Source organism: Pseudomonas glycinae, from assembly GCF_001594225.2.
In the GTDB taxonomy this organism is placed as follows: Bacteria; Pseudomonadota; Gammaproteobacteria; order Pseudomonadales; family Pseudomonadaceae; genus Aquipseudomonas; species Aquipseudomonas glycinae.
In genome coordinates this window covers 5,933,036-5,947,507 of the sequence record NZ_CP014205.2, presented here as the reverse complement: position 1 = coordinate 5,947,507, position 14,472 = coordinate 5,933,036, and the positions used below count along the sequence as shown (strand labels likewise).

Sequence of the window (14,472 nt, the reverse complement as noted above, 5' to 3'; positions counted from 1 at the left end):
GAGCGGGCTTGCCCGCGATGGCGTCGGTACATCCAACATCAATGTTGACTGTGCCGACCTCATCGCGGGCAAGCCCGCTCCCACAGGGATGGTGATTACTTGTTGAGCAGCTCCAGGCGCTCCCGCACCGCCGCTTCGATCCCCACTTCATCCAGTCCGCACTCGGCCAGCATTTGCGCCGGCTTGGCGTGCTCGACGTAAACGTCCGGCAAGCCCAGATGCAGCACCGACTTGAGGATGTTCTCGCGGGCGAGGAACTCGCTGACCGCGCCACCGGCACCGCCCATGATCGCGTTCTCTTCGATGGTCACCAGCAGGTCGTGGCTGTTGGCGATCTCGCGCACCAGCGCTTCGTCCATCGGCTTGACGAAACGCATGTCGACTACGGTCGCATCCAGCGTTTCGGCGACTTTCAGGGCTTCAGCCATTTGCACGCCGAACACCAGCAGGGCGACCTTGCTACCCTGACGACGCACCACACCCTTGCCGATCTCGATCGGTTCGAGGTCTTTCTCGATGGTTGCGTTCGGGCCGGTACCGCGCGGGTAACGCACCGCCGCCGGGCCGTTATACAGGTGGCCGGTGGTGAGCATCTTGCGCAGTTCGTTTTCATCGCTCGGGGTCATGATGACCATGCCCGGGATGCAGCGCAGGAACGACAGGTCGAAGCTGCCGGCGTGGGTCGGGCCGTCTTCGCCCACCAGACCGGCGCGGTCGATGGCGAACAGCACGTCGAGGTTCTGCACCGCGACGTCATGCACCAACTGGTCGTAACCGCGTTGCAGGAATGTCGAGTAGATCGCCACCACCGGTTTCGCGCCTTCGCAGGCCATGCCGGCGGCGAGGGTCACGGCGTGTTGCTCGGCAATTGCCACGTCGAAGTAGCGCAGCGGGAAACGCTCGCTGAACGCCACCAGGTCCGAGCCTTCCTTCATCGCCGGGGTAATGCCCACCAGGCGCGGGTCGGCAGCGGCCATGTCGCACAGCCACTCACCGAACACGCCGGAATACTTCGGCCCGCCGGCCTTTTTCGGCGCAGCGGCCGGGGCGTCCAGCGGTTCGAGTTTGGTAATGGCGTGGTAACCGATCGGGTCGACTTCCGCCGGGGCGAAGCCTTTGCCTTTCTTGGTGACGATGTGCAGGAACTGCGGGCCTTTCAGATCGCGCATGTTGCGCAGGGTGGCGATCAGGGTCGGCAGGTCGTGGCCATCGATCGGGCCGATGTAGTTCCAGCCCAGTTCTTCGAACAGGGTGCCGGGGACCAGCATGCCTTTGGCGTATTCTTCGGTACGACGGGCGATTTCCCAGGCGCCGGGCAGGCGCGATAGCACTTTCTTGCTGCCTTCACGCATGCTTGCGTAGGTGCGGCTGGAAAGGATCTTCGCCAGATAGTTCGACAGCCCGCCGACATTGCGCGAGATCGACATGTCGTTGTCGTTGAGGATCACCAGCATGTTGGCGTCGACTTCAGGCGCGTGGTTCAGCGCCTCGAACGCCATGCCGGCGGTCAGCGCGCCGTCGCCGATCACCGCAATCGCCTTGCGATCGCTGTTCTGCAGGCGGGCGGCGATGGCCATGCCCAGCGCGGCACTGATCGAGGTGCTGGAGTGGCCGACGCCGAAGGTGTCGTACTCGCTCTCGGAGCGGCGCGGGAAGGCAGCGATGCCGTCCTTCTGGCGCAGGGTTTCCATGCGCTCGCGACGACCGGTGAGGATCTTGTGCGGATAGGCCTGATGACCGACGTCCCACACCAACCGGTCGTCCGGGGTGTCGAAGACGTAATGCAACGCGATGGTCAGCTCGATGACGCCCAGGCCGGCACCGAAGTGCCCACCGGTCTGGCCGACCGTGTAGAGCAATTCCAGGCGCAACTCATCAGCCAGGGTTTCCAGCTCGGCTTCGCCTAACCGGCGCAGGCCGTCCGGCGTGTTAGCGCGGTCGAGCAGGGGCGTGGTCGGGCGCTTGCGGGGAATCTCATGAAACGTCGTGGGCATCAGGCGAATCGTTATAGGTATAAAAGATGCGGCAGTTTACCTGATGCATCGCCCCCTGCCCACGCGTTGGTCTTTTTTGGCTGATTAGCCGTCAGTTACGCCGATCGACGATATACCGGGCCAGATCGCGCAACGGCTCGGCAGCCGCGTCAAACGGTCGCAGCGCATGCAGGGCCTGATCGCGCAGTTCCAGCGCATAGGCCTTGGCGGCGTCGAGGCCGAGCAGGGCCGGGTAGGTCGGCTTGTCACGGGCAATGTCGGCGCCCTGGCGTTTGCCGAGGGTTTCGGTATCGCTTTCGACGTCGAGAATGTCGTCCTGGACCTGGAATGCCAGGCCGATGGCCTGTGCATAAGTCTGCAGGGACTTGAGTTCATCCTTCTCGGCACGGCCGCTGGCCAAGGCGCCGATCTTGACGCTGACTTCGATCAGCGCGCCGGTCTTGTGCCGATGCATCTGTTCCAGCGCTTTCTGGTCGAGCTTGAGGCCGACCGAACCGAGGTCGATGGCCTGACCGCCGACCATGCCCGCCGGGCCCGCCGCGTGCGCCAGCGCCGTGACCTGTTGCAGGCGGATGTCCGCGCTCAGATCGCTCAGACGCGGATCGAGCAGGGCGCTGAACGCCAGACTCTGCAAGCCGTCACCGGCGAGGATTGCGCAGGCTTCGTCGAATTTCTTGTGCGTGGTTGGCTGGCCGCGACGCAGATCGTCGTCGTCCATCGCCGGCAAATCGTCGTGCACCAGCGAATACGCGTGGATCAGCTCAACCGCACACGCCGCGCCGTTGGCCTGTTCGGCCTTGCCGCCAAGGGCTTCGCATGCGGCGTAGGCCAGCAGCGGACGCACGCGTTTGCCGCCGTTCATCACGCTGTAGCGCATGGCTTCATAAAGGCGCGCCAGTTCTGGCAGCGGGGCGTTGAACAGGGTTTCCAGTGCCGCATTGACGCGGGCCTGGCTGGTGGCCGAATACGCTGCAATCATTCTGGCTGATCCGCGTCGAAGGGTTCCTCGGCGAGTTCGCCATCGCGCTCCAGCAACACCTGGACCTTCTGCTCGGCCTGGGCCAGCGCCGCCTGGCAGTCACGGGTCAGGCCGATGCCCTGCTCAAAAGCGGTCAACGAGTCTTCCAGCGACAATTCACCGTTCTCCAGACGCTCCACCAGCGTTTGCAGGTCGGCGAGGGACTGTTCGAAATCCAGTGCAGCTTTTTTGCGGGCCATGGCGGCTAATTCCGGTTGACGTTAAACCGGCGCGACACTAGCAGATAGGGGGGGTATGGGCAAATGAGCGGGGCGGGTCAAAGCCTTGAAATGGCGAAGGCGCTAGCTGATTAACCTGAGCAAAATATGACGGAAAGGGGCTTGTTTCAGAAAGTCTCTCGCCAATTGCGGGTGTTCTTTGAGCAAGCTGACGAACGCTTTTATCCACTTTTCCCGTTCTCGAATGAGTGCTGCACTATGGAGCCCAAGCATATCTCGCGTTTGACGAACCAAATGCCTATTTCTCCTGTTGAGATCGGGCATGGGTTCCAGTGAACCATCTGACGATAAAGAGAACTGCTCATTGCAACCGGGAGCAGGCTCAATCGGGAGAAGCCGATCTCCTTTTCGCTGGCCACATCCGTCTGACCGGATACACCCGTGTGCATAGTTGGTGTAAGAGAAGGTCAAGTGAGGGTGGCCATCACTACCGCGCTTGGGCTTGATGTGGTCAATTTGACCTGTGTCGGGTTGCAGCGGCATTTCACAGTAAACGCAAAGTCCACCTTGATCATTATGGAGGCTCGCCTTCACGATTTTTTTCACCGGGCGGAAAGCCTCTCCATCAAAATCATCTGGTCCCGCGCCGGGATAAGTTTCGTTGAAATCCAGCAGTGCTTTTGGGGGAGCGGGGTTGTGAGTCAACTCAATCATTACGCGTCTTCCTGACCTGCGCCGCGAGGAACGTCCAGAGCGTCATGTCAGCCTCGGAGATTTCGTAACCAGCGTTATCCAGTTCCTGTTTCAACTGGGTAGCTTTTGGGCTGTTACCGGCACCATCCCGGAACAATTGTTCGTACGCGTGGGCAGTTTCAACGATCGCCATCGGAGGGCGGGTGTTGACATTCATGACGCCCGCCAACGCATCTCCGGATTCCTGTGCCAAGGGACTCATAGCCGGTTGTTCTGAAACCCAGCCTTGCTCGTCCTTGTGAATGACACGGATCTGCTCACGATTCGCCGTCGTCAAGACCTGAGGACTATGTGTGCTAACGATGAACTGAATTTTCGGGAACGCTTTGCGAAGTGCTGCCAGGACCTGTTGTTGCCAGGCAGGATGTAGATGCAAATCGACCTCGTCGATCAGAACAATACCTTCTGTGAGCAATGGGGCTTGATCCTCAAACTGACCATTCAGGCGCGCGCAGCGAAATGCCATGTCGGCAGTCAATGAAATCATCGCTCGAACGCCATCACTCAGCAGGCTGATTGGCAGAAGCCCATGATCAGGATGAGACATTGCGAGATCTTCATAGCCAAGGCTGTAGTGAAAGTTACTCCAGCCTTCATTCTCCAGAACCAGATTTACTGCATTTTGAATGCCGGTGATTCTTGGCTTCAGATCCGATTGCTCGTAACCCGGCAACTCTTGTTGTTGAAGCAAGGCCATTGTCGCCTTCCGCATCCATTGCTGCATTTGCACAAAATTTGATGCAGAAGACAGGCAGTCTTCATACCCCATGGTTCTACTGGCACTAACCACCGCTTTTCGTGAGCTGTTGTTGTGTGTGATCCAAAGGCGTCCAGCTGGGTAATAGCTGATTAGCGGCAAAGCAGTTGCAGCCTTGGTTCGTGCTAACTCTTGAAGGTTTTTGCCCCAGTTGGCCAGTGAGGTGGCTTCTTTTGTAGTCGTACGGCTTTTGGGGCCATGCAGTGCTCGTTGCCATTGGATGGCGGGATCATCGAGGACAGCATCAATGATGACTGGAAATCTCTGTTCGTTTTCGAAGCTGTTGCCGAGACGAACGTAACGAGCATCGGTTCGCTCAATGTGCTTGGATTTGCCCATATCGAATGCGCCGACAAATGGCCCCAGCGCGGTGGCAATGGCTTCAAGTATTGTGGTTTTACCCTGCCCGTTACGTGCGGCAATGACCGTCAGCTCAGGATGGAAGTCGATTTCAATGTCTTCAAATCGACGGAAATCCTTTAGTTTCAGTTTGCGCAGCTTCACAGGAGTACCTCTATTTTTCCCGTCCTTGCCGACGGATTTTCTGGCCGTAGTTGACCATGAGATGACATTGAGCTCCAGTCGAAATCTTGAATTGAAACTGGATAATGCTTGGCAGCGCACTCAGTCTGGAGAGTTGATTTGGTAGCGACTGCTCCGCCCTCCTGCGGCTGTCCGTTTCAAACATTTTTTCTTGACCAATTCAGCCAAATGCCTGGTTGCTGTGGCCTTGGACAGTTTTGTTTCCGACTGATACTGCGCTGCGCTGATACCGTGCTCGAAACCGCGCTCACCACCGTCGAGCAGACGATTGAGCACTTTGATCTGCTCCGCCGACAGCCCGGATTCCCGGTGCGCCTGCCAGAAGCGTGATTTTCCCAACACACTTTCAATCCGCGCGATGGCCTGTTGCAGACTGCGCAGCAGGGTTTGCAGGAACCATGCGAGCCAGTCTGTGATGTCCAGCGTGGCTTTCTGGCTCGATTCGAGAATCCGGTAATAGCCCGCGCGGTCGTCGAGAATGCTGGCGGACATCGCATAAAAACGAATGGCCTGCGCTTCGCCTTGAGCCAATGCCAGATCGGTGAGGGTGCGAGTCAGGCGCCCATTGCCGTCGTCGAATGGGTGCAAGGTGACGAACCAGAAGTGTGCGATACCGGCTCGCAGTAAAGGATCGAGGCCTGCCTGATGCTGACTGGCGTCGAACCATTTGAGAAAACTGTCGAGTTGTCGCTCAAGCCCTTGTCGCGGTGGCGCCTCGAAGTGCACGGTCGGGCGGTCGATTCGCCCGGAAACCACCTGCATCGGCTCATCGCCGCGTAATGCGCCTACATTGATTGCTCGCGAAAGGAAACCACTCTCCTGTTCTGGAAACAGCCATGAGTGCCATTCCAGCAATCGTTCCAGCGTCAGCGGTTCGGCAAAACGTTGAGTGGCATCGAGCATCAGTTGCGCCAGCCCCTCGCTGCGCTTGCTGACGTTGTCGCCATCCGGTGATTCCAGTCCCAGGCGCCGTGCCAATGAAGAACGCACGGATCCGACATTCAACTGCTCACCCTCGATGGCCGAGGAAGTCACGATGTTTTGCAGCAAAGCGTCCAGCTCAGTCTGAGCGCTCAGTGAATTGCCCACTGATCCCGCCATGCCCATCAATTGTCCCTGCGCCTGAACGCATTCGCGCAACAGCGCAGTGAGATGCTCTGCCTGCCAGTTGAAGTCGGGCCAATCGGGTTGCTGCCAGATCCAGTGAGTTGCCATGAATGCCGTTCCTGAGTGCGTGAGCCGAATAGAAGTGCTATTCGGCTCATTTCGTGAGCCGAATATGACGCCTATTCGGCTCATCGTCCACTGGTTGCCGTGATTCTCACCGCAAAACCAGATGTATCCGATTGTTAAAAAACTGCCGAATCGCTAACCTTCGCGCCTTCTACGACCCGACAGTCACGGGTCTTTCAGACGAAACGCAGTTTTCACCGCTGTGAAGTACCGAGGATCGGGTGCAAGGTTTCGTTCAGGCATGGCAGGAGGCATCACATGCGTTCACTTCTTTTGCTGCTGATCGGGTTGGTCTGCGCGCCCGCGCTGCTGGCGGCGCCGAGTGCGGAGCTGTCGGAGCCGGTGGGCGGCTGGCGCTATCACGGGCTGCTCGATCGCACGGAAAACCCGCAAGTCGCCTATCCCACGCCGCCCATCGATCGCGGCATCCAGCGCAATCGCACGATGATCGAAGGCCAGCTCAAGGCCATCGGGCATCTGCGTCCGCCCCACAGCCTGGCGGTGAATGGCAATCCCCTCAATCTGTACACCGACGACCAGGGCCGTTTCGCCCGGCCGTATGCGTTCGGTGCCGGCTCCAACAGCGTCGAAGTGATCAGCGCCGATGGCCAGTCGCTCAAGCGCGTTCAATTCTACGAAGCCAACAACCTGCGCACGCCGGCGCGGATCCGCGTGGTGCTCGGTTGGGACGACCCTAAGGCCGAACTCGACCTGCACGTCATTACGCCTGACGGCCAGCACGCCTTCTGGGCGCGGCCGGCGATGAGCAACGGCGGCGGCCTCGATCCGGACGGTGTCGATGGTCCCGGCCCGGAGATGTTCACCATGACTGCGCCGCTGCACGGCACCTATCTGGTTTACGTCAACTATTGGGGCAACTTCGGTAACGGCGGCTATAACTTCGAGGAGACCAGCAACCAGAACGAGGTCATCACCTCGCAGATCACGCTGGTGCTCAACGAAAACACCGTCGACGAAAAACGCGAAACGTTCGTCGTGCCCCTGCGGGCCATCGGTGATCTGCTGCTGGTCAAGACTTTCAACTATTAAGCATCCCGCCACGGATGAACTCGGGTTCTGGAAAGATGAGCGATAACACTGCTGCACCGGCCGCCGTAACACCTGCCGGCAAACCTTCCCGGCGCTGGCCGTTACTGGCGGTCGGGCTGTGCCTTGTCGCCGGCGTGGCGGGCGGGCTCGGTTGGCTGGTGCACAAACCCAAGGCACCACCAGCGGAGTTGGCCAGTGACAAGCTCGGCCTGAGCCGCCCGGACGCGCTGCTGGAAACCCGCTCCCTGAGCCAGTTGCCCAAGGACCTGCTGACAGTGCCGTTCCTCAAGGCCACGCTGACCGAGGATTTCGTCTTCTATTACGAAACCCACGCCGACCGCCTCGGGCTGATCGGCAGTCTGCGGCGGATCATCTACGAGCATGACCTGAAGCTGCAGGACAGCCTGATCGAGCAGCTCTTCGATCAACCGGCAGACGTAGCGTTGTGGCGCGGCGCCGATGGTCGGCTGAAAGATTTCCTGCTGGTGATGGATCGCGGCGGTCTGGCCAAGGTGCTGGAGCCGCTGGCGAAAGTCGCCCTGGATGATTCGCAACTGAGCGTGCTCAGCACCCTGAAAGTCGGTGGCGATGAAGTGCCGCTGTATCAGCTGACCTACAACGCCGGCAAATCCCTGCTGTTCGCCTCCCGTGGCGACAAACTGGTGGTGCTGTCCAATCCGGCCAAATTCTACGACCCGGAAAGTGGTGCTTCCGAGGAATCCGGCCATGTTTCGCCGCAGGCGCTGGCGGCGTTGCTCAATGGCGAAAAACTGTTCCCCGAAGCGTTCGGGTTGCCGGCCAAGACGCCGGAAACCAAGCAGCGGCTGTCGGTCAATTCCAGCGTCCTGGCCATGGGTTACCAGCGCTTTACCCCGAACTTCGCCGGCCTGCGTTTCGACATGGACGACAAGGGCTGGCACAGCTATCTCGCCATGGATGAGCTGGAGAACCAGCCGGACTTCGATTTCAAACCGGTCTGGCAAGCCATGCCGCTGGGCGCCAGTGCTTGCGTGACCTTGCCGGTGGCCGCCGAACCGCAAAAACCGTTGCTGGTGAAACTCGGCGCCGAAGAAGCGGTGGCGCAAAAGCTCACCGAGCACGTGGCCGGCGCGGCGGGCCTGTGCTGGTACGCTGATTCGCGGCTGTACACGCCCTTGCTGGTGGCCAGTCTGAACGACGAAGACAACGGCAAGCTCGACGCGGATATCGGCACGCTGTTCAATTCGATGGTCGGCGCTTACGAAGGCAAGGTCGACGAGCACGCGTTCCCGGTGGTCGAGAAACAGGAAGGCCAGAGCCACCTCTGGCAACGTCAGGTCAGCTCCAACTTCGGCCCGTACGCGGCCAAGGATGCCGAGAATCCGGACGCGATCACCGGCCGTGCCTTCATGAAAGTTAGCCTGGCGCGCCACGGTTCGACGCTGCTGTTTTCCCTCGACGACAAACTGGTCGACAAGGCCCTCGGCACCCTCGACAAACGCTTCCCGCCGATGGCCGACGTGCTGCCCAAAGACGTGCTGATGCCGATCTACTTCGGCCCGGACTCAATGGCGCAACTGATCCAGCAGGAAACCCTCGACAGCCTGCCGCAGGACATGGAGCCGGTGTTCTACAACGCCGCGCAAACCTACCTGATCCCGAAACTGCGCACCCTCGGCGGCATGGGCAAATACGCCCTGACCTTGCCGGAAGGCAGCGAGCCTGACGGTCACTGGCAATGGCTGCCGCTGGAGTGGAAAGCGCTGTGACCGGACTGATTCGCAGCCTCGGCTTGCTGGCGCTGTTGCTCAGCGCCGGCGCCCGAGCCGTTGAGGCGCCGGCCCTCGATCCGCAGCAGTCCCAGGTCTTTCGCGCCTGGTTCGTGCGCATCGCCCAGGAACAATTGAGCAAAGGCCCGAGCCCGCGCTGGTATCAGCAGGACTGCGCCGGGCTGGTGCGTTTCGCCGCCAACGAAGCGCTGAAAGTCCACGACGACAAATGGCTGCGCAGCAATGGCGTGTCCAACCGTTACCTGCCGCCGGAGCTGGACCTGAGCGCCGATCAGCGCAAGCTCGCCCAGCAATGGCAGCAGGGCGGCGGCAAGGTCGGGCCCTACGTCAACGCGATCAAACTGATTCAGTTCAACAGCCATCTGATCGGCCGCGACGTGTCCCAAGCACGCCCCGGCGATCTGATGTTTTTCGATCAGGGCGACGACCAGCACCTGATGATCTGGATGGGCCGCTACATCGCCTATCACACCGGCACGACCACCCCAACCGACAACGGCATGCGTTCGGCAAGCCTGCAGCAACTCATGACATGGAAGGACACCCGATGGATACCCGACGCAGCCAACCCCAACTTCATCGGCGTCTATCGACTGAACTTTCTCTCCCAATGACCGGTGCCCGCATGCTGCGTTTACTGCCTTTTCTGTTGCTGTCAGTCCTGCCGTTTTCGGCTGTGAATGCTGAAGATACCGTGGAGCCGAGCGGCTATACGCCGGTCTCCGGTGAGAGCTTTTTCCTGCTGGCCGACAGCAGTTTCGCCGCCGACGAACAGGCAGTGGTGCGCCTCGAAGCGCCGGGTCGCGACTACCGTCGATTCCGCATGGAACCCTACGGCGGCGCCGATATCCGCGTGTACAAGATCGACAAGCCGCTGGACTTCCTCAAGCGCCAGAAAAACCTGCACCGTGTGGTCAGTGACGGCCAGTTCAAGGGCGAAGGCCTGTCCAACACCCTCGCGTACCTGTGGGACAACTGGTACCGCAAGTCCCGTCGGGTGATGCAGCGTGCGTTCTCTTACGAGTCGCGCCAGCAAGTCACCGAGGAAGTGCCGGAGCTGAAGATGGGCAATGCCATCGCCGCGCCGACGCCGTACGACGCGCAACCGCAGTTCGCCCTGATTCCGGGTCTGCCGGTGGTCAGCCAGTTCCGTTATCCGCTGTGGCAGGCCAAACCGATCCAGCCGCCGACCGGCGTCAATCTGGCCGGGTCTTCCAGCGAGTTCGTCAGCGTCGCGCCGGGCAACGTCTACATCCCGTTGGGCAATCTGAAACCGGGTCTTTATCTGGTCGAAGCGCTGATCGGCAAGTACCGCGCGACCACCATGGTTTTCGTTTCCAACACCGTGGCGGTGAGCAAGATTGCCGGTGATGAATTGCTGGTGTGGGCCGCGCGCAAACACGAAGGCAACTCGGTGCCGAAGGTCAATGTGCTGTGGACCGACGGCCTCGGCGTGATGAGCAGCGGCGCCACCGACACCGATGGTCTGCTGCGCCTGAAACACGTCAGTCCCGAGCGTTCGTTCGTGATCGGCGAGGACGAAGAAGGCGGCGTATTCGTCTCGGAAAACTTCTATTACGACAGCGAAATCTACGACACCAAACTTTACGCGTTCACCGACCGGCCGTTGTATCGCCCGGGCGATTGGGTGTCGCTGAAAATCGTCGGCCGCGAATTCAAGAATGCGCGGGACTCGGTATTGCCGGGGGCGGCGGACGTCAATGTCAGCGTGCTCGATGCCACCGGTACCGAGTTGCAGCGCCTCGATCTGAAACTCGATTCCAAGGCCGGCACCCAGGGCCGTTTCCAGTTGCCGGACAACGCCGTGGCCGGTGGTTACGAGCTGCGTTTCAACTACAAGGATCAGGCCTACAGCAGCGCGTTCCGTGTAGCCGAGTACATCAAACCGCATTTCGAAATCTCGCTGAACCTGGCCAAGCAGGATTACCGCACCGGCGAACCGGTGAAAGGCAGCCTGGTGCTGCTCTATCCGGACGGCAAACCGGTGGCCAACGCCAAACTGACCCTGAGCCTGCGCGCTCAGCAACTGTCGATGGTCGACAACGAGCTGCAATACCTCGGTCAATTCCCGGTGGAGCTGACCAGCACCGAACTGACCACCGACAGCAAGGGCAATGCAACCCTTGACCTGCCGGCCGCCGACAAACCGAGCCGCTACATGCTCACCGTGTTCGCCAGCGATGGCGCGGCGTACCGGGTCAAGACCACCAAAGAAATCCTCATCGACCGCGGTGCTGCCAGCTTCCGTCTGACTGCGCCGCAGCGCTTCAGCGCGGTGGGTGACAAGGTCGCGTTCAGCTACGCCAACGAGGGCGGCAGCCAACAGGCGCAGGCCGTGGTGCCGAGCAGCTACAGCTGGGTGCGTCTGGAAGACCAGACCACCGGCGAAGGCAAACTGGCAGCGAAAGACAAAGGCTTCAGCGTGGCCTTCGAGCGTCCGGGCACCTACAACCTGTCGCTGAAAGATCAGCACGGCCGAGTGCTGGGCGCGACCGGTCATTCGGTCACCGGCGATGGCGTCAAGGCTGTGCCGGGCACCGTGGAAATCGTCCTCGACAAACCCGAGTACAAGGCCGGCGACGAAGCGCTGGCGCTGATCACCTTCCCCGAACCAGTCAGTGATGCACTGTTGTCGCTGGAGCGCGACAAGGTCGAAGCCACCGCGCTGCTGGCCAAGGGCGGCGACTGGCTGAAACTGGAAAAGCTCAGCGACACCCAATACCGCGCACGTATTCCGGTGAAGGACAACTTCGCGCCGAACCTGACGTTCTCGGTGCTCTACACCAAGGGCGGTCAGTACAGCTTCCAGAATGCCGGGATCAAGGTTGTTGCGCCACAGATCGATGTGGCGATCAAGACCGACAAAGACACCTATCAGCCGGGCGATACCGTGACGGTCGATCTGACCACGCAGTTCGCCGGCAAGGCAGTGCCGGCGCACCTGACGGTCAGCGTGGTCGATGAAATGGTCTACGCGCTGCAACCGGAAGTCGCGCCGACCATCGACCAGTTCTTCTACCACCCGCGCCGCAACAACGTGCGCACCAGTGCGAGCCTGTCGTTCATCAGCTACGACGTGGCCCTGCCGGGCAGCCCCGGCGCACCGGGAAAGGCCAACCGCAGCGAGCGTGGGGTGAAAGTGCTGGAGCGGCCGCGTCGCGAAGATGTCGACACCGCTGCATGGCAACCGGAGCTGTTGACCGACGCCGACGGCAAGACTCGCTTCACCTTCAAGATGCCGGACTCGCTGACCCGCTGGCGCATCACTGCGCGGGCGATTGCCGACGACGGTCAGGTCGGGCAGAAGAAGCAATTCGTCCGTTCGGAAAAACCGCTGTACCTGAAGTGGAGCGGGCCGAGCAAATTCCGCAAGGGCGATCAGCCGCAACTCGGCGTGTTCGCCTTCAGCCAGGCCGAGAAACCGGTCAAGGCTGAACTGGTGACGCACTACGCCGGCGCCGAACAACGCCTGCCGGTGACCCTCAGCAACGGCATCAACTACCTGCCGCTGCCGGCCTTCGCATTGGCCACCGGCGAATGGACCGCCGAACTGGTGCAGGACGGCAAGACTGCCGACGCCCTCGCGGTGCGCCTGACCGCCACCGGCGAAGGTTGGCAAGTGACGCAGACCCAGAGTCTCGACGTGGCCAGCGGCGACACGCCATTGAGCCTGCCGGCAGACGCCACCGACATTCGCCTGCGTCTGGATGACAGCCCGCAAGCGCTGTTCCGTTCGGCCCTCGACGATCTGCTCAGCTATCCGTACGGCGGCGTCGAACAGACCGCCAGCCGTTTGCTGCCGCTGAGCATCGCTTATCCGTCGCTGGCGTCGAGCCCGCAGATCCGCGACCGCTTGCGCCTGATCATGCAGAACAGCCGTCTGCGCCTGGTGCAAATGGCCGGGCCGTCGGCGAGCTTCACCTGGTGGGGCTTCGACGGCGAGCCGGATGCGTTCCTCACCGCTTACGCCTATTACGCCGACTGGAACGCCAGTCAGGTGCTGGATCTGACCTTGCCGCCGGAGCACTGGCAGCGGGTGCTGGAGGTCTACGCCAAGCAGGCGCCGAACACACCTTTGCTGCAACGGGCGCTGATTCTGTCGTTTGCCAAGCAGATGCATTTGCCGGTCAACACGCTGCTCAGCGGCTTGATGGAGGATCTGGCCAAGGCCGGAGAAGGCAATGCCGAAACCCTGATGGACGACGGCGAAGACAGCCTGGTGATGGGCGATCCGGATTCGGCGCTGGGTCTGGCGGCGGCGCGGGTCTTGGCCGCATCGCTGGCGACCCAGTCGAAAGTTGCTCTGCCGGACGCGTTCAATCGTCAGCTGGGCGCTGCGCAACAGCGCTTGTCGGTCAGTTCGCAGCCGTTTGCCGAAGCGCTGAACCTGTCGCTGCAACCGTTCGATCAGGCTCGTGCGAACGCGCTGCTGCAACGCCTGTTGCCGCAGCAATCGACCCTCGAACGTGCGCTGGCGCTGACCTGGCTGCAACGCAGCATCGCCCAGGCATCGCCGACCATCGCGCTGGCACCGGGCGAAGGCTGGAAGAAAAATTACGGCGCGACCGGCGAGATGTACTGGACGTGGCAGGGTGCTGCGCCGGTGCCGAGCGTGTTGTCGGTGTCGGGCACTCAGGAGCGTCCGTTGCGTGCCGCGCTGAGCTTCCAGACTCAACAACCGGCGGTCGATCCGATGGCGGTGACCATCACTCGTCGCCTGTCGCGTCTGGTACCGGGTGACGAAGCCTTCACTTTCAAACTGGAGCCGGTCGGCAGCAAGCCGTTGTCCAGCGACAGTCTGTATCTGGACGAGGTGATCCTCACCAGCAAGGCACCAAAACCGTTGCGCTACGGCATGCTCGAAGTGCCGTTGCCGCCGGGCGCCGATGTCGAGCGCACCACGTGGGGCATCAAGTTGCAGGGCAAGGACGGCACCGAACCGACCGCGCTGGAAAAAGCACGGTTCGAACCGGGTCAACTGGCCTACGCGGTGCCGGTGGATGCGCTGAGCGGTGAATTGCGTCTGCGCCATCTGGTTCGGTTCTCGCAGAAGGGCCAGTTCAACCTGCCGCCGGTGCGTTTCACTCAGGTCTACGCGCCGCAGCATCAGGCCCGGGAAGCGAAAGCGGCCCTCGGTCAGGTCACGGTCAATTGA

At 61.1% G+C, this 14,472-nt stretch carries 10 protein-coding genes; 4 read left to right on the top strand and 6 right to left on the bottom strand.

What is annotated here, in order from left to right:
* Nucleotides 1-95 precede the first annotated feature (95 nt).
* The 6 genes from dxs to AWU82_RS27095 form a co-directional block, all read right to left on the bottom strand.
* The gene (dxs, locus tag AWU82_RS27120; RefSeq protein ID WP_064382210.1) at nucleotides 96-1,994 is read right to left on the bottom strand and encodes a 1-deoxy-D-xylulose-5-phosphate synthase; all 1,899 of its coding nucleotides are present in this window, start codon (nucleotides 1,992-1,994) and stop codon (nucleotides 96-98) included.
* A gap of 91 nt (nucleotides 1,995-2,085) precedes the next feature.
* Nucleotides 2,086-2,973: a (2E,6E)-farnesyl diphosphate synthase gene (gene ispA / locus AWU82_RS27115; RefSeq protein ID WP_064382209.1), complete on the bottom strand. Its 888-nt coding sequence runs from the start codon at nucleotides 2,971-2,973 to the stop codon at nucleotides 2,086-2,088.
* Nucleotides 2,970-3,212 carry an exodeoxyribonuclease VII small subunit gene (locus AWU82_RS27110; RefSeq protein ID WP_007894317.1) on the bottom strand — a complete coding sequence of 81 codons (243 nt, stop codon included), beginning with the start codon at nucleotides 3,210-3,212 and terminating at the stop codon, nucleotides 2,970-2,972. Before AWU82_RS27110 ends, ispA begins: the two co-directional genes overlap by 4 nt.
* Nucleotides 3,213-3,314: 102 nt before the next feature.
* On the bottom strand, nucleotides 3,315-3,905 hold the full coding sequence (locus tag AWU82_RS27105; RefSeq protein WP_084777013.1) for a retron system putative HNH endonuclease: 591 nt from the start codon (nucleotides 3,903-3,905) through the stop codon (nucleotides 3,315-3,317).
* Complete coding sequence (locus AWU82_RS27100; protein WP_064382206.1) at nucleotides 3,898-5,205, bottom strand: AAA family ATPase; 1,308 nt, start codon at nucleotides 5,203-5,205, stop codon at nucleotides 3,898-3,900. Before AWU82_RS27100 ends, AWU82_RS27105 begins: the two co-directional genes overlap by 8 nt.
* Nucleotides 5,206-5,325: 120 nt before the next feature.
* The gene (locus tag AWU82_RS27095; protein WP_064382205.1) at nucleotides 5,326-6,459 is read right to left on the bottom strand and encodes a Fic family protein; all 1,134 of its coding nucleotides are present in this window, start codon (nucleotides 6,457-6,459) and stop codon (nucleotides 5,326-5,328) included.
* 276 nt (nucleotides 6,460-6,735) lie between these two features.
* Here AWU82_RS27095 and AWU82_RS27090 point away from each other — a divergent pair, with 276 nt between their 5' ends.
* From AWU82_RS27090 to AWU82_RS27075, 4 genes are read left to right on the top strand one after another with little or no spacing between them, the layout of a single operon-like run.
* Complete coding sequence (locus AWU82_RS27090) at nucleotides 6,736-7,527, top strand: YfaP family protein (RefSeq protein ID WP_064382204.1); 792 nt, start codon at nucleotides 6,736-6,738, stop codon at nucleotides 7,525-7,527.
* Between the two features lie 35 nt (nucleotides 7,528-7,562).
* A complete protein-coding gene (locus AWU82_RS27085) occupies nucleotides 7,563-9,275 on the top strand; it encodes a DUF2138 domain-containing protein (RefSeq protein ID WP_064382203.1) in 1,713 nt (570 codons plus the stop codon).
* The gene (locus AWU82_RS27080) at nucleotides 9,245-9,910 is read left to right on the top strand and encodes a DUF1175 domain-containing protein (protein WP_064382202.1); all 666 of its coding nucleotides are present in this window, start codon (nucleotides 9,245-9,247) and stop codon (nucleotides 9,908-9,910) included. The genes AWU82_RS27085 and AWU82_RS27080 overlap by 31 nt, the downstream gene beginning before the upstream one ends.
* Nucleotides 9,907-14,472, top strand: coding sequence for an alpha-2-macroglobulin family protein (locus tag AWU82_RS27075; RefSeq protein ID WP_084777011.1), 4,566 nt, complete (start codon nucleotides 9,907-9,909; stop codon nucleotides 14,470-14,472). The genes AWU82_RS27080 and AWU82_RS27075 overlap by 4 nt, the downstream gene beginning before the upstream one ends.

Coding starts and splice junctions, on each gene's coding strand:
- AWU82_RS27090 (WP_064382204.1), top strand. CDS start 6,736: ATGCGTTCACTTCTTTTGCTGCTGATCGGGTTGGTCTGCGCGCCCGCG.
- AWU82_RS27085 (WP_064382203.1), top strand. CDS start 7,563: ATGAGCGATAACACTGCTGCACCGGCCGCCGTAACACCTGCCGGCAAA.
- ispA (WP_064382209.1), bottom strand. CDS start 2,973: ATGATTGCAGCGTATTCGGCCACCAGCCAGGCCCGCGTCAATGCGGCA.
- AWU82_RS27075 (WP_084777011.1), top strand. CDS start 9,907: ATGACCGGTGCCCGCATGCTGCGTTTACTGCCTTTTCTGTTGCTGTCA.
- AWU82_RS27105 (WP_084777013.1), bottom strand. CDS start 3,905: ATGATTGAGTTGACTCACAACCCCGCTCCCCCAAAAGCACTGCTGGAT.
- AWU82_RS27095 (WP_064382205.1), bottom strand. CDS start 6,459: ATGGCAACTCACTGGATCTGGCAGCAACCCGATTGGCCCGACTTCAAC.
- dxs (WP_064382210.1), bottom strand. CDS start 1,994: ATGCCCACGACGTTTCATGAGATTCCCCGCAAGCGCCCGACCACGCCC.
- AWU82_RS27080 (WP_064382202.1), top strand. CDS start 9,245: ATGGCTGCCGCTGGAGTGGAAAGCGCTGTGACCGGACTGATTCGCAGC.
- AWU82_RS27110 (WP_007894317.1), bottom strand. CDS start 3,212: ATGGCCCGCAAAAAAGCTGCACTGGATTTCGAACAGTCCCTCGCCGAC.